The sequence below is a fragment of the Sphingomonas sp. SDUR79 genome (assembly GCF_056821745.1).
The window spans coordinates 3,002,738-3,021,696 of the sequence record NZ_JBPDIN010000001.1 but is presented as its reverse complement, the minus strand read 5'-3'; the positions used below and the strand labels follow the sequence as shown (position 1 = coordinate 3,021,696).

Sequence of the window (18,959 nt, the reverse complement as noted above, 5' to 3'; positions counted from 1 at the left end):
GAAGAATGGTCGAACAACTGAGCCAGGCGGAACGCGACGACGCGCTCGAAGGGCTGCCGGAATGGGATCACGACACCGGCCGCGACGCGATCACGCGCAGCTTCACCTTCGACGATTTCAGCCAGGCCTTCGCGTTCATGACGCAAGTCGCGCTGCTCGCCGAAAAGGCCGACCATCACCCCGAATGGTCGAACGTCTGGAACCGCGTCGACATCCTGCTGACCACGCATGACGCCGGCGGCCTGTCGGGCCGCGACATCGACATGGCCCGTGCGATCGACGCACTGGTAGATTAAAGCCCGACCTTAGCCGCCAACCACTGCGCCGCCTCATCCGGCGACTTCTTGTCCGCGTCCCGGTCGACCATCAAATTCGCCTCGCGCATCGCTTCGACCGGGATCTTGCCGACCAGCGGACGCAGTGCCGCCTGAAACCGCGCATCCTCCGCCCGATCCGGCGCGACCAGCAGGATCGCGTCATAGCCGGGGATCGCCCCCTTGGGATCGTCCAGCACGACCAGTTTGTCCGCCGCGATCCGCCCGTCGGAGGAAAAGGCCGGGATCACATCCGCCCGCTCGCTCGCCAGCGCGCGGTACATGAAGGTCGGCTGATAGGGCCGCGCGGACTTGAAACGCAGGCCATAGGCATCGCGCACCGCGCGCCACTCGGGCCGCTCCAGAAATTCGACATCGGTGGCCAGGTCCAGCTGCGGTGCCTGCGCCGCCAGATCGGCCAACGTCGCGATTCCGCGCCGCCGCGCGTCGTCGCCGCGCATCGCAAAGGCATAGGCATTTTCGAAGCCGAGCGACCCCAGCATGCCGACGCCATGTTCCGCCTTCACCCAGTCACCGACCCCCGCCACGATCGCCTCACGCGGCGGCACGTCGCTGCGCTTCATCTGGTTGGTCCAGATCGTGCCCGAATAATCGACATAGACATCGACATCGCCCCCCGCGAGCGCTCCGAACGCCACCGCCGACCCCAGCCCCTCGCGATATTCGACGCGATAACCCGCCGCCTCCAGCCGCTGGCCGATCAGTCGGGCCAGGATGAATTGCTCCGAAAAGCCCTTGGCGCCCACCACCACCGTCTGGCCGCCTGCCGCCGGGGCCAGCGCGAAAGCGGCGGCGCAGAGTGCTGCGAGCAGTGTCCCTGCGCTCATCCGCACCAGCATCGGCTTGCGTTCACGGATCCCGCCCTCGGCCACGCTCAGGATCAGGTCCACGCCCAGCGCCAGTGCGGCCGCGCCGATGCACCCCGCCAGCACCAGCGCCCAGTTCTGCGTCTGCAATCCGGCAAAGATCAGGTCGCCCAGGCTCGGTTGCCCCACGGTGGTCGACAGCGTCGCCGCCCCGATCGTCCAGGTTGCGGCGGTGCGGATGCCCGCCATCACCACCGGTGCGGCGATCGGCGCTTCGACCAGCCGCAATTTCTGCCATGCGGTCATGCCCACCCCGTCCGCCGCCTCGCGCAACGCCGGGTCAAGCGTCACCAGCGCCGTCGTCGCATTCCGCAGTACCGGCAAAATCGCATACAGCGTCAGCGCCAGCAAAGCAGGGAGGAAGCCGAGCGCCGGCAGCCAGTCGCCGACCAGACCGCGCAGCGCCAGCAGCACGGGGTAGAACAACGCAAGCAGCGCCAGCGACGGAATCGTCTGGATCAGGCTGGCCGCGCCGAGCACGATCCGCCCCAGCGTCGCGTTGCGCGCCGCCGCCACCGCCAGCGGCAGGCTGATCGCGATCCCCAGCGCCATCGCCGCCATCGCCAGCAGCAAATGGCTCGCCATCAATTCGGGCACGCGGCTAAAGGCGGTGCTCATGCCTTCAGCGCCTCCAGCGCATCGGCCTGGCGCATCGGCACGGCGATCAGCGCCTGCGCCTCCGGCCCGCCTTCGCCGCGCGCCAATGCCGCCGGGGTCGCATCGGCGACGATCCGCCCCGCCTGCATCACCAGCACCCGGTCGGCGAGCAACAGTGCCTCGGCCATGTCGTGCGTCACCATCACCGTGGTGAGGCCCAGCCGGTCGTGCAGCGCGCGCACCGCCCGGCCGAGCTCATCGCGCGTGACGGGATCGAGCGCACCGAACGGTTCGTCCATCAACAGGCATCCCGGCGCAGTGGCCAGCGCGCGCGCCACGCCGACGCGCTGGCGCTGCCCGCCCGACAGCTGATCGGGCATGCGCGCCGCAACATCGCCGGGCAGATCGACCAGCGTCAACAGCTCCGCGACTCGGGCGTCCGCGTCGCGCGCGCCTGCGATACGCAGCCCGATCGCGATATTTTCCGCGACAGTCATGTGTGGAAACAGCCCAATCGACTGAAATACATATCCGATTCGGCGGCGAAGCAGATGCGGTGCGTCCCGGTCGACGGCCGCGTCATCGATCGTCACCGTTCCATGGTCTGGCGCGACCAGCCGGTTTATCGTCTTGAGAAGCGTGGATTTTCCTGATCCCGACTGTCCGACCAGCGCAATGAAGCTGCCCGGCGCGATATTCAGCGACACGCGATCGAGCGCGATCGTCGCGCCAAATGCCTTGGAAACGTCGCTCAGGGCGATGGCGGGGCCGGTTTGCGCTGGCATCGGCGCGCATTGTGAGGAATGATCCACGCTAGGTCAAAAATATACAGGAGGGGACGCCATGCAGGCGATCTTCATCACCGGCGGCGGTTCGGGAATCGGGCGTGCGGTCGCGTGCTACTTTTCCGCACAGGGCTGGCGCGTCGGGCTTGCCGACATCAGCGAAGCGGGAATGGCGGAAACCGCCGCGCTGCTCGGCGATGCGCCGGTTTCGACGCACACGCTCGACGTGCGCGACCGCGCGGCCTGGGACGTCGCGCTTGCCGAGTTCGCGGCGGTCGCCGGGCGCATCGACGTCCTGTTCAACAATGCCGGGATCGGCGTCGGCGGGGTGTTCGCCGACACGCCGGTGGATGAACTGCAACGCTGCGTCGACATCAACCTGATGGGTGTGGTGTGGGGCGCGCATGCCGGGCATAAATATCTGAAGTCCAGCGGCGGCTGTTTGCTCAACACTGCCTCGGCGGCGGGCATCTATGGCACGGGCGGGGTCGCGATCTATTCGGCGACCAAGTTCGCCGTGCGCGGCTTTACCGAATCGCTCGACGCCGAATGGGTCGCCGACGGCATCCGCGTCCGCGCGCTGTTGCCCAGCTTCATCGACACCGCGATCCTCGACGGCCTGCCGGTGGGCAGCAATTCGACGATGCGCGAACGCGTGAAGGCGGCCCGGCTGGAATTCACCCCGGTGGAGGAAGCAGCGCGGCTCGCCTGGGAAGCGGTGCATGGCGACCGGCTCCACACCTTGGTCGGCAAGACCGCGCGCCGCATGTGGTTCGCATCGCGCTTCATGCGCGGGTCGATGCGCAAACAGGCGCGGGGCGGCAAATGAGAGTCCTGCTCTGCGCCACCGCCGCGCTCGCACTCACCGGCTGCGCCGGGCAGGGGCGCGCGCCCGACCCGCAGGACCGCTTCATGCAGGCGATCGCGACGCATTGCGGCAAGGCCTATGCCGGGCGCGTCGTCACCACCGACGCTGCCGATGCGGACTTCGCGGGCAAGCCGCTGGTGATGCATGTCGCCGCGTGCGAGTCCGACCGCGTGCGTATCCCCTTCCATGTCGGCGAGGATCGCTCGCGCACCTGGGTGCTCACCCGTACTGCGACCGGCGTCCGGCTGAAGCACGACCACCGGCATCAGGACGGCACCAGCGATGTCCTCACCATGTATGGCGGCGACACCGCCACGCCCGGGACGGCGGAGCGGCAGGATTTCCCGGTCGACGCCGATTCGATCGCGCTGTTCCGCGCCAATGATCGCGCCGTATCGGTCACCAATGTCTGGGCGATGGAGGTGACGCCGACGCGCTTTGCCTATGAGCTGCGCCGACCCGGCCGCCATTTCCGGGTGGAGTTCGACCTGACCAAGCCGATCGATACGCCGCCGCTGCCATGGGGCTGGAAGGACTAGGCCCGGATCGTTCCGGCCCAGGCGTAGCCGCGTAGCAGCGTCTCGAACCCGAACTCGCGCCCCTGCTCGCGGCTGACATGGCGCAGCGCCACCGGCAGCTCGCGGCGCGGGGTAACGTGGAACCGGTCGAGCCAGCCGAACAACATCCGTCGCCACCACTGCGGCATCCGCTCCTGCTGCCCGAAATCGACAATGTGCAGCACCCCGCCCGGCGCCAGCACGCGCGCGCCCTGGGCGATTGCGCCGACCCAGTCGGGGATCATCGACAGCGTATAGCTCGCAAACACCCGGTCGAATGCCGCAACGCCGAACAGCGTCTGCGGATCAAACGCCGTGGCATCGCCTTGCGCCAGCGCGATCCGGTCGGACAGCCCGGCCTTGGCCACCTTCGCGCGCGCGGTCTCCAGCATCGCTTCGGAAATGTCGACGCCATAGAAGCGCGCCTGCGGCCAGCGCCGCGCGGCAAGGATCAGGTTGCGCGCAGTGCCGCACCCGACCTCCAGCACCGCGCCTCCCGGGGGCGGCGCGAGCTCATCGATCAGCCGGTCGCGCCCGAGCAGATAATATTTGCGCGTCGCGTCATAGATGTGCCGTTGCGCTGCATAGACCGCGTCCATGCGCCGGGCATGACCGGAATCCGCTGTCACGGCTTGAGGCGGTAGAGGTGCACGCCGCCATAAATGGCGGATCGGTCGCGCGCGGTAAAGTCCAGCGACTCGGTTTCGGCATAGTCCCAGCGATCCAGGATCGCGTCGGGCACGCGCCCCGGCAACAGCGTCGGCGCGGCGGCGGTGCGGAACAGCACGCGCGCACCCGGCTTTGCGGTGCGCGTGATCGCGGTCCACAGCCGCGTCAGCTGCGCATCGGTCATCCAGTCCTGCGCGTCGAGCAGGATATAGCGGTCGAGCGACTCGTCGGGCATCGAGTCCAGATACTCGACGAAATTCTGGTGCCGCACCTCGACGCGGCTCGCGCGGTCGCGGACCATGTCGTAATTCGCCGCGCGCAGATAGGGCGGCAGCGGCGCGTCGGCACCCTCGCCATAGCCGCGCCCGAACGCCTGCCACGCGAAATAATTGTCCGACAGGTCGAAATCGCACGCCAGCTTTTCCAGCCGCCCGCGCAGCACCGCGCCGATCCCGCGCGGATCGTCGCCCGCCAGCGCCTCATATTGCGCGGGCGGGATGCCGAGGCCAAACAGCGACGCCGGCTGGTCGATCAGCCAGCGCACGAATTTCTTGTCGAACACCGGCGCCAGCCGCGTTTCAAAGATTTCGCGCTGCTCCTCCACACTCTTCGCCGCGAGCAGCTCGCGCGGGTCGATGCGATAGAGTTTGGCGAGCAGATGCGCCGCGCCGATGAACCCGCCGAGCAGGCCGCGCTTGTAAAAGCCCCCGGCAAAGCCCTTGATCCGCTGCCGCCCCGCCAGATCGCGGCCCTCCCAATAGCGCCGCGTCGCGTCATCGAGATGCGGGCGCAGCCACTCTTTATATGCCGCGACATTTTCGGGACGGTTCGCCTGCGCAAAAAACCGGTGGAATGCCGCATGATCGGGCAGATGGATCGCCGCCGCGCGCTTCAACTTATTCAGCGCGATATGTGCGGTGTTCAGATCGACCGCCGTGATCTTCGCCGGGTTCGCGGTCAGGTACGACAGGACGTTGCACCCGCCGCTCGCGATCGTGACGATATGGCAATCGGGCGTGATCGCCAGCGCCTCCATATCGACTTCCGGGTCTTCCCAGATCTGCGCATAGACCAGCCCCCGGAACGCGAAGGTAAAGGCGCGCTCCAGCAGCCCTTCCTTGCTCAGATGCTCGTGGCGGTGGACGGCATTGCGGACAGCCCCGTTACGCGGCTGGCTGGCATTCGAACCCATGCGATCGGCTCCCGGGGAAATCGGCTTCCCTGGCGGCGCGCATATGGCGGTTGCGTGTCAGCTGCGTGACGCCAGGCGTCACGCAAGCGTCATGAATCAGTCGCGGCCTCCAATATCCTCCGCCTGGCGGAGGAGGATTAGGCGGTCAGTCCCGGCAATAGCCCTCGCCCGGGGCGACGATCAGGCAATCCTTCTTGCCCGCCAGCCACTTCATCCCAGTGGCATCGCCGTCACCCGCGACCAGCTCGATCCGCGCATCGCCGCGCCGGAACACGATGCCGCGCGCGCTCGCCCGCCCGTCATACGTACCGGGTTCGGCCTGATCGAGGTTCCACGTGTTGGTGATGCGATAGCGGCCGGGTTCGGCACCCTTGGCGATCTCCAGCACCAGCCCTTCGACGCCGATCCACTTGCCGACCCATGCATCGCGCTCGGGTGCGCGTTCTGCCAGCACCTCGCGGCGCGCCTCACGCGTCACGTTTTCGGCGGCCGCCTCGGCATTGGCGATGGCGTTCTGGACCAAGGCCGCTTCCTGTGCATTGTCCAGTTTCGCGCCGCATCCGGCCAGCAATGCCGCCGCACCAACCACCATCATCACGCGCACGCGGATACTCCACTCAAGTCATGCTCCGCCAATGGTGTAGCCATTCGGTGGCGGCTGCAATAGAGAGCGGCTTCGATTCATCTCAACGCCGGAACCACTCCCCATGCGCATCGCCATCGCCTCCGATCACGCCGCGATCGATCTCAAGGCGGCGCTGGCCGAGTGGCTGCGCGATGCCGGTCACGACGTCGCCGATCTCGGCCCCGACAGCAGCGCCAGCGTCGACTATCCTGATTATGGCTACAAGCTCGCCACCGCGATTGCGGACGGCAGCGCGGAGCGCGGCATCGCCCTGTGCGGCAGCGGGATCGGCATCTCGATCGCGGTCAACCGCAACCCCGCCGCGCGCTGCGCCCTGGTGTCCGAGCCGCTCTCCGCCACCCTCGCGCGCGAACATAATGACGCCAATGTCATCGCGATGGGCGCGCGGCTGATCGGGATCGAAATGGCCAAGGCGTGCATCACCGCCTTCCTCGCCACGCAATTCGGCGGCGACCGCCACCAGCGCCGCGTCGACAAGCTTACCGCGCCGGAGATTTAATAGGGCGAAGGAATAAGCCCGAGCACCAGCGTCGTCAGGCCCAGCCCCACCGACAGCTGCACGCGCAGGCCCAGCCACCACCCGGGCGCCATCCCCGCCCGCGTCAGCGCACGGTCGACCAGCGGCGACAGCAGGATCAGCGTGCCGATCAGCATCAGCGACGGCTGCGGCCACGGATCGCCCGTCATCCACGGCACCGCACTCGCCAGCGCGATCAGCGACGGCAGCACGGCAAGTACATAGGCCCAGACCGGCGGTCGCGCGCTCCGCGCCGCCAGCCCCCACCAGGTGCCGCCCAGAAAGCTGAAGATCAGTACGGCATAGAGATAGCCACTCGCCAGCGCCGGAAAGAACCACGCCTCCGGTCCGACCAGCACCGCGCCCAGCGCGGCAAGCTGCGGCAACAGGCCGCTCAGTCCCAGCAGGCGGGCGGTGGCGGGAAGTGCGGGGGAGTCGGGATCGGCCATGACCGCTTTCAACAGCTTCTTGGGGCGGCATGCAACAATCGCATCTGGCCTAATCGCGGCCAAGCGCATAAGGGCGTGCGCGACAGGTCGCCCGCACCTGCCCGTCGGCGGCCACCAGATAAAGGATCCGCGCGATGAGCACCAATCCCCAGACGCTCGCCCAGGTTCAGCCCGACGGCTTTTTCACCCGCAATCTCGCCGATGCCGACCCGGCGGTGTTCGCCGGCGTGCGCGAAGAGCTGGAGCGCGAGCAATATCAGATCGAACTGATCGCCTCGGAAAACATCGTGTCGAAAGCGGTGCTCGAAGCGCAGGGCAGCGTGTTCACGAACAAATACGCCGAGGGTTATCCCGGCAAGCGCTATTATCAGGGCTGCCACCCGTCCGACACGGTCGAGACGCTGGCAATCGAGCGCGCCAAGCAGCTGTTCGGCTGCGGCTTCGCCAACGTCCAGCCGCATTCGGGCGCGCAGGCCAATGGCGCGGTGATGCTGGCGCTGGTCAAGCCGGGCGACACGATCCTGGGCATGAGCCTCGATGCCGGCGGCCACCTGACGCATGGTGCCAAGGCGGCGATGAGCGGCAAGTGGTTCAACGCGATCCAATATGGTGTCGATCCGGTCACGCATCTGATCGATTATGACGCGGTCGAGGCGCTGGCGCTCGAGCACAAGCCGCGCCTGATCATCGCGGGCGGCTCGGCCTATCCGCGCGTGATCGATTTCGCCCGCTTCCGCGCGATCGCGGACAAGGTCGACGCGCTGTTCATGGTCGACATGGCGCATTTCAGCGGCATCGTCGCCGCCGGCCAGCATCCCTCGCCCTTCCCGCACGCGCATGTCGCGACGACGACGACGCACAAGACGCTGCGTGGCCCGCGCGGCGGCATGATCCTCACCAATGACGAGGCGCTGGCGAAGAAGTTCAACTCGGCGGTGTTCCCCGGCATGCAGGGCGGCCCGCTGATGCACGTGATCGCGGCCAAGGCGGTGGCGTTCGGCGAAGCGCTGCAGCCCGATTACAAGGGCTATATCTCGGCGGTGGTCGAAAATGCCAAGGTGCTGGCGGCAACGCTCAAGGAACGCGGCGCGGCGGTCGTTTCGGGCGGCACCGACACCCACCTCGCGCTGATCGACCTCACCCCGCTCGGCGTCACTGGCAAGGATGCGGACGAGGCGCTGGAGCGCGCCGGCATCACCTGCAACAAGAACGGCATCCCCAACGATCCGCTGCCCCCGACCAAGACCAGCGGCATCCGCGTCGGCTCGCCCGCCGGCACCACGCGCGGCTTCGGCGTCGCCGAATTCCGGGAGATCGGCAACATGATCGCCGATGTCCTCGAAGGGCTGCGCACCAAGGGCGAAGCCGGCGACCCCGAAGTGGAAGCCGCGGTCAAGCTCCGCGTCCGCGCGCTGTGCGAACGCTTCCCGATTTACCCGGAGGCGTAAAGTTGAACGGCACCAGCCCGCTCCCCCACCCGGCCACCCACCGGAAGGGTATTCTATGGGTGGCCGGGTGGGGGAGCGGGCTGGCGCCGCGCGCCCGTGAGGGCGCCGAATAATGCGCTGCCCCTTCTGTGGCCATGAAGCTTCACAAGTAAAGGATAGCCGCCCTACAGAAGATGGGGCGGCGATCCGTCGCCGTCGCCAGTGCGAGGCGTGCGCCGCGCGCTTCACCACCTTCGAGCGGATCCAGCTGCGCGAGCTGTTCGTCCTCAAGTCGGAGGACAAGCGCGAGCCGTTCGACCGCGACAAGCTGATCCGCTCGGTCAGCCTTGCCTGTCGCAAGCGCCCGATCGACGCGACCCAGGTCGAAAAGCTCGTCTCGGGCATTCAGCGCCAGCTCGAAACCTTGGGCGAAACCGAAGTGCCGACCAAGCAGATCGGCGAGATGGTGATGGAGGGGCTCAAGCACCTCGATTCGGTCGCCTATATCCGCTTCGCCAGCGTCTATCGCGACTTCCGCGAGGCCAAGGATTTCGAGGAATTCGCCAGCAATGTGAGCGAGGTCGGCAAGCAGTGAAGCCGGTCATCGTTCTCGTCCGCCCGCAATTGGGCGAAAATATCGGCAAGGCCGCGCGCGCGATGCTCAATTTCGGGCTCACTGAAATGCGGCTGGTGACCCCGCGCGACGGCTGGCCCAATCCCTCGGCCGGCCCCGCGGCGAGCGGCGCGGACATCGTGCTCGAGAAAGCGCAGGTGTTCGAGAGCGTCGCCGAGGCCGTCGCCGATTGTCCGCACGTCTTTGCCACCACCGTGCGCAAGCGCGGCGTGACCAAGCCGGTGGTGACCCCGGTCGAGGCCGCGGCCGAAATTCATGGCGCGGTCGGCCGCTCGGCAATCCTGTTCGGCCCGGAGCGTTCGGGGCTGGAGACCGAAGATGTCGCACTCGCCCGCGCGATCCTGACGGTGCCGATCAATCCCGAATTCGGCTCGCTCAACCTGGCGCAGGCGGTAATCCTCGTCGCCTATGAATGGTCGAAGCAGCAGGGCCTCGCCCAGCCGCCGCGCACCGACCTCGATCCCCCCGCGCCACAAGCGGAGCTGGAGGGGCTGATCGGCCATGTCGATACGCTGCTGGAGGACACCGGCTATTATTTCCCCCCCGATCGCGTGCCGACGACCAAGCTGACGCTGCGCAACCTGCTGACCAAGCCGGGTTGGACCAGCCAGGAATTGCGCACCCTGCGCGGCGTGCTCTCGGCGCTTGAGGGCAAGAAGCGCAACCGCGTCTGAGTAAAGATAGCACTTGTTCAGAATGGGTTGGCGCGGCATCCTCGGACGTCAACTGGTTAGGATTCGTCATGCAGTTCCGTCTTGCTTTCGCCGCGCTGCCCGCGGCGTCCCTGCTGATCGCCGTTCCCGCCGTGGCGCAGGAAACGGCGGCGCCGACCGCCAAGCCGGTCAAGGAAAAGAAGATCTGCCGCCGCGACGATACGGTGGTCGGATCGCGTCTCGCGCCGCGCATCTGCCTGACCGCCGATCAGTGGGAAAAGCGCGAGGCCGGCGCGGCATCGTCGCGGACCATGGACAATGTCCAGCGCGTCAGCGGCGAGGAGGGCGCGCGCGACTGAACGCGCGCCGTCACCTTGACTCAGCGCGCCCGCCCCGCTAGGCGCGCGCCTTCGCAATCGGCCCTGCACTCCGGTGAAGCAGCGGCCCTGTGCGCATGCACAGGCGATACCGGAATCGCGATCAGGCCGTCTGGCCGGGTCAACGTCGTTGCAATTGTTAGGAATTTTCTATGTCGAAGCGCTCCAGCGCCAAGTACAAGCTCGATCGCCGGATGGGCGAGAATATTTGGGGTCGCCCCAAATCGCCCGTCAACAAGCGCGAATATGGCCCCGGTCAGCACGGCCAGCGCCGCAAGGGCAAGATGTCGGACTTCGGCATCCAGCTGCGCGCCAAGCAGAAGCTCAAGGGCTATTATGGCGACGTGACCGAAAAGCAGTTCAAGCGCGCCTATGAAGACGCGTCGAAGATGAAGGGCGATACCGGTCAGAACCTGATCGGCCTGCTCGAAATGCGCCTCGACATGATCGTCTATCGCGCCAAGTTCGCGCCGACGATCTTCGCCGCGCGCCAGCTGGTCAACCACGGCCACGTCAAGGTCAATGGCGAGAAGTGCAATATCGGCTCGCGCCGCATCAAGGTCGGCGAGACGGTCGAGCTGGGCAGCAAGGCGCGCGAGATGGCGCTGGTGATGGAAGCGCAGAGCCTGGCCGAGCGCGACATCCCCGATTACATCGCGCCCGACGGCGCATCGAAGATCACCTTCACCCGCGTGCCGGCACTCGACGAAGTGCCCTATCCGGTGAAGATGGAGCCGAATCTGGTCGTCGAATTCTATTCGCGCTAAGGCACCGGCTTCCGGTCGAAATGCGAAAGGGCGGTCCTGCGGGGCCGCCCTTTTCATTTGTCCCACCCGCTGCCAATAGTCGCGGCATCACATCTTTGGAGAGATGCCCCATGCGCCTTGCGCTGCTCGCCCTGCTGGGCCTTGCCGCCTGCTCGACCGCTTCCGACACCGCTGCGGTGCCCGACGTCGCGCTCCCCGCCATGCCGATGGACCTGATGAAGGAAGCGACGCAGACGCTCTCCTCCGACGCGTTCGAGGGCCGCGCCCCCGGCACGCCGGGTGAGGCCAAGACGCTCGCCTATCTCGTCGACCAGTTTCAAAAGGCGGGGCTTCAGCCCGGCAATAATGGCAGCTGGTTCCAGGACGTGCCTTTGGTCGCGATCACCGCACAGAATGTCTCGCCGCTGACCTTCACCGGCGGCACCCAGCCGATGTCGCTCAACTACGGCCCCGAATTCGTCGCCGGCACCTATCGCGTGACCCCGAACATCGCGGTCAAGGACAGCCCGGTCGTGTTCGTCGGCTACGGCATCAACGCCCCGGAAAAGGGCTGGAACGACTATGCCGGCGTGGACGTGAAGGGGAAGACCGTCGTCATCCTCGTAAACGATCCCGACTGGGAGACTGCGGGGCTTCAGGGCGAGTTCAACGGCCAGGCGATGACCTATTATGGCCGCTGGACCTACAAATATGAGGAGGCCGCACGTCAGGGTGCCGCCGCCGCGCTGATCGTCCACGATACCCAGCCCGCCGCCTATGGCTGGAACGTCGTCCAGTCGAGCTGGACCGGCGAGCAGCAGGTGGCCGACGCCGCCAACGGCCATGCCGACCAGACCGCCGCCAATGGCTGGATCCAGCTCGACAAGGCCAAGGCGCTGTTCGCCAGCGCTGGGCAGGATTTCGACAAGCTCTCCGCCGCCGCCAAGGTCAAGGGCTTCAAGGCCGTCCCGCTGGGTCAGGTCAAGGCATCGGTCAGCTTCGACAACACGATCCGCAAGCACGCGTCGAAGAATGTCATCGGCATCCTCCCCGGTGCCAAGCGGCCGGACGAATACGTCCTCTACACCGCGCATTGGGACCATCTCGGCCGCTGCCAGGCCGCACCCGATGGCGACGATATCTGCAACGGCGCAGTCGACAACGCCACCGGCACCGCCGCGCTGATCGCGATCGCCAAGGCGAACAAGGACGCCGGCGCCCCCGACCGCAGCCTCGTCTTCCTCGCCGTCACGGCCGAGGAATCGGGCCTGCTCGGCTCCAAATATTATGGCGACAACCCGGTCTATCCGCTCGCCAAGACCGTCGGCGGGGTGAACATCGACGCGATGAACCTGACGCCGCCGGCGAAGAACGTCGTCGTCGTCGGCATGGGCAAGTCGGAGCTGGACACCTATCTCAAGGCCGCGCTCGTCAAACAAAGCCGCATGGCCAATGCCGAACCGACCCCGGAAAAGGGCTTCTACTACCGCTCCGACCATTTCATGCTGGCAAAGCATGGCGTGCCGATGCTCTATTTCGACGCCGGTGACGATCTGATCGAGGGTGGCCGCGCCGCCGGTCGTGCTGCCGCTGCCGACTATGAGAAGAACAAGTACCACGGCCCGAAGGACGAGTTCGACCCCAACTGGAACTGGGCGGGCGCGGAGAAGGATCTTCAGGTCTATTACGCCGTCGGCCGCATGCTCGCGATGACCACCCAATGGCCGAACTGGGTCGAGGGCGACGAATTCCGTGCCGCCCGCGACAAATCCCGCGCAGGAGCCAAGTAACACCGTGACGACCCCGCACCTTCCCCCCGAATGGGCGCCGCACAAGGCCGTCTGGATCGGTTTCCCCAGCCATCCTGACCTCTGGGACTCGCTCGGCGCCGCCCGGGCCGAGGTCGCCGCCTTCGCCCGCGCGGTCCATGCCGGGGGGGCGGGGGAGCAGGTGCTGCTGGTCGCCGCCGATGACGAAGCCGCCGGCGCGGCATCGCTGCTCGTCGGTGACACGGCCAAGGTGGTGGTCGCCCCGTTCGGCGACATCTGGCTGCGCGACACCGGCGTCATCGTCGACAGCGCCGGGATCGGCCACGCCTTCGGTTTCAACGGCTGGGGCGGGAAATATGAATATGATGGCGACGAGGATATCGGCCGCCGCCTCGCCGCGAAGCGCCGCATCGACACGGTCGACCATGACTGGGTGCTTGAGGGCGGATCGATCGACTGGGACGGCACCGGCCTCGTCGTCACCACCGAACAATGCCTGCTCAACCGCAACCGCAACCCCGGCCTGTCCCCGGGTGAGGCGGAGCGGCGGCTGCGCGCGGATCTCGGCTTCGACCGCGTGCTGTGGCTCGGCAACGGCCTCGCCCACGATCACACCGACGGCCATGTCGACAACCTCGCCCGCTTCGTCGGCGAAAACCGGCTCGCGATTCCCGTGCCGGAGGAAAACGACCCCAACTGGCTGGTCTACGCCGACGCCAAACGCCGCGCCGAGGCGTTCGGGGTCGAAGTCGTCCCGATCCCCTCACCCGGCCGCGTGATCCAGGGGGGCGAGGTCGTCCCGGCAAGCTATATGAACTTCTACATCGGCAACGCCGCGGTGGTGGTCCCGGTCTACGGCCAGCCCAATGACCGCAAGGCGGTGGAAACGATCGGCGCGCTGTTCCCGGGCCGCGAAGCCGTAGGCTTGCGCGCGGACCATATCCTGACCGGGGGCGGCAGCTTCCACTGCATCAGCCAGCAGATTCCGAAGTAGCGGTCCGAGCCCTTCTTAAGCCCCTCCTGCTCGCGGGAGGGGTTGGGGAGGGTCTTCTTCGTCTTCGTCTTCGTCTTCGTGTCCGTGAGCCACCAGCTTGCCTCACCCCCCAACGTCAGCCCGGCCTTGAGCCGGGCCAAGGCTTCCTCTGGCAACGGCAGAAAAGAACAGCCCCGTCCCGGGTCAAGCCCGGGACGACGAGGGTAGAGGGCGGCCCTCCTCACACCCGTCACCCCGGCCCCCGTGCCGGGGTCCACCCCGCCGCCAGCGCACCGCTGACCGTCATGCCGATGCGCCCGCCGCCCCGTGGACCCCGGAACAAGTCCGGGGTGACGAAGGGAAGCCTACCCCCTAAATACCCACACATGACCCAGATCACCGTCGCCGCGCTCCAGCTCGCCTTCACCACCGACACGGCGCAGAACATCGCCAATGTCACCGACCTCGTGCGTGAGGCGGCGGGGAAGGGCGCACAAGTCGTCCTGCCCCCCGAATTGTTCGAAGGCGAATATTTCTGCCGGGTCGAGGATGAGGCGCTGTTCGCGACCGCGAAGCCGCTCGCCAGCCACCCCGCCGTCACCGCGATGCAGGCCCTCGCGGCGGAGCTGCAAATCCACATCCCCACCAGCTTCTTCGAGGCTGACGGCCCGCATTTCTACAACAGCCTCGCGATGATCGGCCCCGACGGAAAGGTCGCGGGCGTCTATCGCAAGAGCCACATTCCCGACGGCCCCGGCTATGAAGAGAAATATTATTTCCGCCCCGGCAATACCGGGTTCAAGGTGTGGGACGGCCCCGCGGACGACGCGGCGCTCGGCGTCGGCATCTGCTGGGACCAATGGTATCCCGAAACCGCGCGCACGATGATGCTCATGGGCGCGCAGTTGCTCTTCTACCCCACCGCGATCGGGTCGGAGCCCTATGACGCCGATCTCGACACCAGCCGCATGTGGCGCCGCGCGATGATCGGCCACGCCGTGTCCAACGTGGTCCCCGTGATCGCCAGCAACCGTATCGGGACCGAGGGCGACCAGCGCTTCTACGGCCACAGCTTCATCTGCGACGAATGGGGCGACATCCTCGCCGAATTCGGCGCCGAGGAAACCGGCGTGCTCACCGCGACCCTCGACCTCGACCGCGCGCGCAAGCACCGCGCCGGCATGGGCTTCTTCCGCGACCGCCGCCCAGAGCTCTACCGGCGCATGGTCGAGGACGTTTGACCCGATAATTCTCCCCCGCCAGGGGGAGGTGGCAGGCGCAGCCTGACGGAGGGGGAGGACGGCGATGTCCTATCGCCTCTTGCCGACGTGCTTCCGCCCCCTCCGCCGCCTTCGGCGCCACCTCCCCCTTGCGGGGGAGGATCGAAGGCCGAATCCGCTTTCCTACAGACCCCGATCAGGCATATCTCAACCGTCCCCTCGACCGATCGGGACAACCCTCATGCCCTTCGAGAGCAGCCTGACACCCCGCCACCCGGCGTCGCGACACTGCCGCGTCGGTGTCGCGTCGCAGGCGCAAACCGGTCGCCTCGCGGTCGCTTCGCCCCGAAACCCCATCAAAAACGTCAGCTTCGTCGGACGCTCAAACAGTCCCGCGCAGCTCCAGCGCCCGGGCAAACACCGCCTCGAACATCTCCGCCGTCAGCCGCCCGGTATTCTGGTTGTAGCGCGAGCAGTGATAGCTATCGATCAGCACCCGCCCGTCGGGCATGCGATGCTCGGCGAGATGCCCAAAGCGGCATTTGGGCAGCTTTCCGCCCAGGATCTTGACCGCGCTCTGATGCGCGATCTGCCCCAGAGCGATGAAGATCCGCGCATTGGGCAGCGCATCGACCTGCGCCTCGGCAAAGGGGCGACAGGTCCGCGCCTCCTCCGGCGTCGGCTTGTTCTCGGGCGGCAGGCACTTGACCGAATTGATGATGATCGCGCCGTTCAGCTGCAATCCGTCATCGGCGCGGCTTTCATACGTCCCGCTGGTGAACCCGAATTTGGCCAGCGTCGCGAACATCAGATCGCCCGCGAAATCGCCCGTAAAGGGCCGCCCGGTCCGGTTCGCGCCATGCTTGCCCGGGGCCAGCCCGACAATGCCCAGCCAGCCCTCCGGGTCGCCGAACGCCGGCACCGGCGCATTCCACCAGTCGGGATATTCCGCCCGCAGTTCCTGCCGCAGCGCGACGAGGCGCGGGCAGCGGGGGCAATCGCGGGGTGGCTCGGTATCGGGCAACGGACTTGGCGGGATCATCCAGCCGGGATAGGCGGGGCGGGTGAGCGCCTCAACCCACCATTATGCCATCGCGCTGGGATCGAACCGGCGCGGCCGCCATGGCTCGCCGCGCCAAGAACTGGCGGCGGCGGTCGCAGCGATCGACGGTGTGGTCGCGCAATCGCGGGCAATCGAAACCGCCCCGCTGGGCCCCTCGCGCCGCCGTTTCGCCAATGCCGCGATTCTGATCGAAAGCGCCGAATCCCCCCCGGAGCTGCTCGCCCGCCTCAAGCAGATCGAGCGCAGCTTCGGCCGTCGGCGTGGTCGCCGCTGGGACGCGCGGGTGATCGATCTCGACCTGATCCTGTGGTCGGGCGGCGCATGGAGCAGCCCCGGCCTCACCGTCCCGCACCCGCTGTTCCGCCAGCGCGATTTCGTGCTGCGCCCGCTGGCCGGCATCGTCCCCGACTGGCGCGATCCGCTCACCGGGCGCACGATCCGTCAACTCGTGGCCCGCCTGCCCGGTTGACCCGCAGCGGATCGCCGCCTAGGTGCAGCGCCTGACCCAGCATCGGGGCCCTTAGCTCAGTCGGTAGAGCAACTGACTTTTAATCAGTAGGTCGATGGTTCGAATCCATCAGGGCTCACCACCTCAAATCGGCATCATCCCCAGCCGCGCGGCCGCGGCGAAATAGCCGCGCATCGCCTCCGCCGCGCGCGTCGACAGGGTGATATGCGCGCGACGCCGGTCCCCTGGATCGGCCTCGCGTTCGAACAGCCCGGCATCGTGCATCGTCCCGATCCAGCGCAGTGCGGTGGTCGGCGGCACCGAGGCGGCGATGCACAGGCTCGATACCGACACCCGACTGTGCTCCAGCCGTGCGGCATAGAGGTCGAGCAGCATGTCCCAGGCGGGGTCGGCAAAGAGTTCGGGCGTGAAATGCTGGTCGCGCAACCGGCGAGCGCGGATCACGGCACGGACGGTGCGCGGCGCCGGATCGGGTTCGCTGCTGGGTTCGGAACGATAGCCACGCCCGGGTTCGCGCAGCTCGCGCCGCACCGGATCGGCGGCGAAGTCGGACAGCACGGCGGCGAGCCGCGCAACCTCTTCATTGAGCAGGCGCACCCGTTCCGCCTCGCGCTCCCGCGTCGCATCGTGCAGCCGCGCCCCGGGCGGGGTCACCGCCCGGACCAGCGCCGCAGCATAGTCGGCCGCCGAAGGGTTGCAGAGCAGCGTCGCACCGGCATCCATCAGCAGCGGAGCGGCGAGGTCGAGCGCCTGCGCATCGAGCAATGCGACGATCCCGCAGTCACCGTCGCGGGTCCAGTCGGCAATCCGCTCCGCGCTCGCCGCGATCCGATCGGGATCGACGCCGGTCCCGTCGATCACGATCAGATCGGCTGCGATCAGCGAGTCGAGCGCCGCATCGACTCCATCCGGCGCAACCATGCCCAGCACGCGCGCGCCGCTTGCCGTAACCGCAGCGTCATGCCGCTCCTGCGCCGCCGCCGGGGCCACGATGACAACGCGGGCGGCGTCGGCAGTAATCCCGGCAACCGGCATGGCGTCATTCATCGCAATCCCTCCGCTTTGCGCTGTAATGCGGATGTAATCGCGGGCAGTGGCGGCGCGTCAGCAAAAGGCAGCTCCGAATTCAACCGGTCTGCCGTACATTATCTCCAGAATGGACGCGCTATGGCAAGCGCGTTAGCCGAACACGTCCTCGGCATCGTTCATTTCGTCATGCAGCAACAGCTTCGCGGCGCTGGCGACGCTGCCCCCGGTGAGCGCGGCGCCCAACGCGGCGGCGACCGCGCCGCCCAGCGAAGCCAGAATCATCGCCGGTCCCAGCTGTGAATAGCTTTCCTGCTGCGCCTCCGCCGCCCGGGCGAGCGCTTCGGGATTCCCCGCCGCACTCATCAGGTCGGACATATAGCTGCCCATCGTGAAAGCGGAGACCGCGATGTTGAGGACCATGAGGATGAGCGTGATGACGAGCGCTGCGCCGAACAGCGACCAGAAATGACCACGACTCAGCGTCCACGATTCGCCGATCACGATCTGCTGCCGGTACAGCGTCAGCGGAAAGGCGAGCGAAAAACGGACGATGAAAAAGACAACGACTGCCAACAGGGCAAGAATGAACAGCAATCCCAACAACGCAGAGCCGATACCAGGATCGCCGCTGGCGGCGATGCCCACGCCGACGAGGCCGAACGCGAACGTAACAATGAGAAACAGGATCGTCCCGCCCACGGTGAAGAGGATCGCCACCCCGAACAGGCGCAGCTCGTCCATGCCGAGGCGGAGGTACGCGACGCCGCTCGCTTCAGGGCGCAATATCGCGCGCATTGCGGCGGCATAAATGACGAATCCGAATGCGGCGAAGAACAGGGCGACCAGGAAGACCGGGCCCGATGCAACGAACATGTCGGCCACATTCGGCGTCATGGCCGGAGACATCGACTGCCCAAGCAGCGGACGTATTGCGACGGCCAATGCGATATTGGCAGCCAGATAGATGCCGGCCCACACCGCGACCGCCACATACCGTTCGCGCACCAGCCCGAACGCGCCCTCCAAAATCCGCCCGACGCTCAGCATTGCTCACCCCCATGATTGCAAGGCTGATGCTGTCCCGGTCGCGCCCGGATATCAAGCGATTACGGTCGCAT

The 18,959-nt window shown here is 67.0% G+C and carries 22 protein-coding genes and 1 tRNA gene; 14 read left to right on the top strand and 9 right to left on the bottom strand.

Annotation, left to right across the window (positions count from 1 at the left end):
• Positions 1–5: 5 nt before the first annotated feature.
• Positions 6–296 (top strand): 4a-hydroxytetrahydrobiopterin dehydratase, encoded by a 291-nt coding sequence (locus tag ACRYLO_RS14855; RefSeq protein ID WP_066660334.1) that lies wholly within the window; start codon positions 6–8, stop codon positions 294–296.
• On the opposite strand, the gene ACRYLO_RS14850 is transcribed toward ACRYLO_RS14855, so the two are convergent.
• Both ACRYLO_RS14850 and ACRYLO_RS14845 read right to left on the bottom strand, forming a co-directional pair.
• Complete coding sequence (locus ACRYLO_RS14850; protein ID WP_482660867.1) at positions 293–1,819, bottom strand: ABC transporter permease/substrate-binding protein; 1,527 nt, start codon at positions 1,817–1,819, stop codon at positions 293–295. The genes ACRYLO_RS14855 and ACRYLO_RS14850 overlap by 4 nt on opposite strands.
• Positions 1,816–2,583, bottom strand: a complete 768-nt coding sequence (locus tag ACRYLO_RS14845; protein ID WP_482660866.1) for an ATP-binding cassette domain-containing protein — start codon at positions 2,581–2,583, stop codon at positions 1,816–1,818. Before ACRYLO_RS14845 ends, ACRYLO_RS14850 begins: the two co-directional genes overlap by 4 nt.
• Positions 2,584–2,641: 58 nt before the next feature.
• Here ACRYLO_RS14845 and ACRYLO_RS14840 point away from each other — a divergent pair, with 58 nt between their 5' ends.
• On the top strand, positions 2,642–3,412 hold the full coding sequence (locus tag ACRYLO_RS14840; protein ID WP_482660865.1) for an SDR family oxidoreductase: 771 nt from the start codon (positions 2,642–2,644) through the stop codon (positions 3,410–3,412).
• Complete coding sequence (locus ACRYLO_RS14835; RefSeq protein WP_482660864.1) at positions 3,409–3,990, top strand: hypothetical protein; 582 nt, start codon at positions 3,409–3,411, stop codon at positions 3,988–3,990. The genes ACRYLO_RS14840 and ACRYLO_RS14835 overlap by 4 nt, the downstream gene beginning before the upstream one ends.
• Here ACRYLO_RS14835 and ACRYLO_RS14830 read toward each other — a convergent pair.
• The 3 genes from ACRYLO_RS14830 to ACRYLO_RS14820 all read right to left on the bottom strand — a co-directional run bounded on the left by ACRYLO_RS14830 (position 3,987) and on the right by ACRYLO_RS14820 (position 6,473).
• Positions 3,987–4,607 carry a class I SAM-dependent methyltransferase gene (locus ACRYLO_RS14830; RefSeq protein WP_482660863.1) on the bottom strand — a complete coding sequence of 207 codons (621 nt, stop codon included), beginning with the start codon at positions 4,605–4,607 and terminating at the stop codon, positions 3,987–3,989. The genes ACRYLO_RS14835 and ACRYLO_RS14830 overlap by 4 nt on opposite strands.
• Positions 4,608–4,633: 26 nt before the next feature.
• Positions 4,634–5,869 carry a BtaA family protein gene (locus ACRYLO_RS14825; RefSeq protein WP_482660862.1) on the bottom strand — a complete coding sequence of 412 codons (1,236 nt, stop codon included), beginning with the start codon at positions 5,867–5,869 and terminating at the stop codon, positions 4,634–4,636.
• Positions 5,870–6,014: 145 nt separating this feature from the next.
• Positions 6,015–6,473 carry a hypothetical protein gene (locus ACRYLO_RS14820; RefSeq protein WP_482660861.1) on the bottom strand — a complete coding sequence of 153 codons (459 nt, stop codon included), beginning with the start codon at positions 6,471–6,473 and terminating at the stop codon, positions 6,015–6,017.
• 103 nt (positions 6,474–6,576) lie between these two features.
• Here ACRYLO_RS14820 and rpiB point away from each other — a divergent pair, with 103 nt between their 5' ends.
• Positions 6,577–7,014, top strand: a complete 438-nt coding sequence (rpiB, locus tag ACRYLO_RS14815) for a ribose 5-phosphate isomerase B (protein ID WP_482660860.1) — start codon at positions 6,577–6,579, stop codon at positions 7,012–7,014.
• Here the strand turns inward: rpiB and ACRYLO_RS14810 are convergent.
• On the bottom strand, positions 7,011–7,481 hold the full coding sequence (locus tag ACRYLO_RS14810; RefSeq protein WP_482660859.1) for a DUF3429 domain-containing protein: 471 nt from the start codon (positions 7,479–7,481) through the stop codon (positions 7,011–7,013). The two genes, rpiB and ACRYLO_RS14810, sit on opposite strands and share 4 nt — an antisense overlap.
• A gap of 134 nt (positions 7,482–7,615) precedes the next feature.
• On the opposite strand from ACRYLO_RS14810, the gene glyA reads away from it, so the two are divergent.
• From glyA to aguB, 8 genes are all read left to right on the top strand, one after another.
• The gene (gene glyA / locus ACRYLO_RS14805; protein ID WP_482660858.1) at positions 7,616–8,929 is read left to right on the top strand and encodes a serine hydroxymethyltransferase; all 1,314 of its coding nucleotides are present in this window, start codon (positions 7,616–7,618) and stop codon (positions 8,927–8,929) included.
• A gap of 112 nt (positions 8,930–9,041) precedes the next feature.
• The gene (gene nrdR / locus ACRYLO_RS14800) at positions 9,042–9,503 is read left to right on the top strand and encodes a transcriptional regulator NrdR (protein WP_482660857.1); all 462 of its coding nucleotides are present in this window, start codon (positions 9,042–9,044) and stop codon (positions 9,501–9,503) included.
• On the top strand, positions 9,500–10,216 hold the full coding sequence (locus ACRYLO_RS14795; RefSeq protein WP_294015499.1) for an RNA methyltransferase: 717 nt from the start codon (positions 9,500–9,502) through the stop codon (positions 10,214–10,216). The genes nrdR and ACRYLO_RS14795 overlap by 4 nt, the downstream gene beginning before the upstream one ends.
• Positions 10,217–10,284: 68 nt before the next feature.
• On the top strand, positions 10,285–10,554 hold the full coding sequence (locus ACRYLO_RS14790) for a hypothetical protein (RefSeq protein ID WP_482660856.1): 270 nt from the start codon (positions 10,285–10,287) through the stop codon (positions 10,552–10,554).
• A 170-nt stretch (positions 10,555–10,724) separates the two neighbouring features.
• Positions 10,725–11,339 (top strand): 30S ribosomal protein S4, encoded by a 615-nt coding sequence (rpsD, locus tag ACRYLO_RS14785; RefSeq protein WP_327516997.1) that lies wholly within the window; start codon positions 10,725–10,727, stop codon positions 11,337–11,339.
• A gap of 110 nt (positions 11,340–11,449) precedes the next feature.
• Entirely contained in the window at positions 11,450–13,108 is a 1,659-nt protein-coding gene (locus tag ACRYLO_RS14780; protein WP_482660855.1) for a M28 family metallopeptidase, read from the top strand.
• A gap of 4 nt (positions 13,109–13,112) precedes the next feature.
• The gene (locus tag ACRYLO_RS14775) at positions 13,113–14,081 is read left to right on the top strand and encodes an agmatine deiminase family protein (RefSeq protein ID WP_482660854.1); all 969 of its coding nucleotides are present in this window, start codon (positions 13,113–13,115) and stop codon (positions 14,079–14,081) included.
• 365 nt (positions 14,082–14,446) lie between these two features.
• Positions 14,447–15,301 carry an N-carbamoylputrescine amidase gene (gene aguB / locus ACRYLO_RS14770; RefSeq protein ID WP_337847949.1) on the top strand — a complete coding sequence of 285 codons (855 nt, stop codon included), beginning with the start codon at positions 14,447–14,449 and terminating at the stop codon, positions 15,299–15,301.
• A gap of 361 nt (positions 15,302–15,662) precedes the next feature.
• On the opposite strand, the gene ACRYLO_RS14765 is transcribed toward aguB, so the two are convergent.
• Entirely contained in the window at positions 15,663–16,322 is a 660-nt protein-coding gene (locus ACRYLO_RS14765; RefSeq protein WP_482660853.1) for a uracil-DNA glycosylase, read from the bottom strand.
• A 22-nt stretch (positions 16,323–16,344) separates the two neighbouring features.
• On the opposite strand from ACRYLO_RS14765, the gene folK reads away from it, so the two are divergent.
• The gene (gene folK, locus ACRYLO_RS14760; protein ID WP_482660852.1) at positions 16,345–16,812 is read left to right on the top strand and encodes a 2-amino-4-hydroxy-6-hydroxymethyldihydropteridine diphosphokinase; all 468 of its coding nucleotides are present in this window, start codon (positions 16,345–16,347) and stop codon (positions 16,810–16,812) included.
• Positions 16,813–16,857: 45 nt separating this feature from the next.
• Positions 16,858–16,933: transfer RNA gene (locus tag ACRYLO_RS14755), tRNA-Lys, on the top strand.
• A gap of 2 nt (positions 16,934–16,935) precedes the next feature.
• Here the strand turns inward: ACRYLO_RS14755 and ACRYLO_RS14750 are convergent.
• Together ACRYLO_RS14750 and ACRYLO_RS14745 are read right to left on the bottom strand one after the other, a co-directional pair.
• Positions 16,936–17,859 carry a hypothetical protein gene (locus ACRYLO_RS14750; RefSeq protein ID WP_482660851.1) on the bottom strand — a complete coding sequence of 308 codons (924 nt, stop codon included), beginning with the start codon at positions 17,857–17,859 and terminating at the stop codon, positions 16,936–16,938.
• Between the two features lie 132 nt (positions 17,860–17,991).
• On the bottom strand, positions 17,992–18,888 hold the full coding sequence (locus tag ACRYLO_RS14745) for a hypothetical protein (protein WP_482660850.1): 897 nt from the start codon (positions 18,886–18,888) through the stop codon (positions 17,992–17,994).
• Between the last annotated feature and the right edge of the window lie 71 nt (positions 18,889–18,959).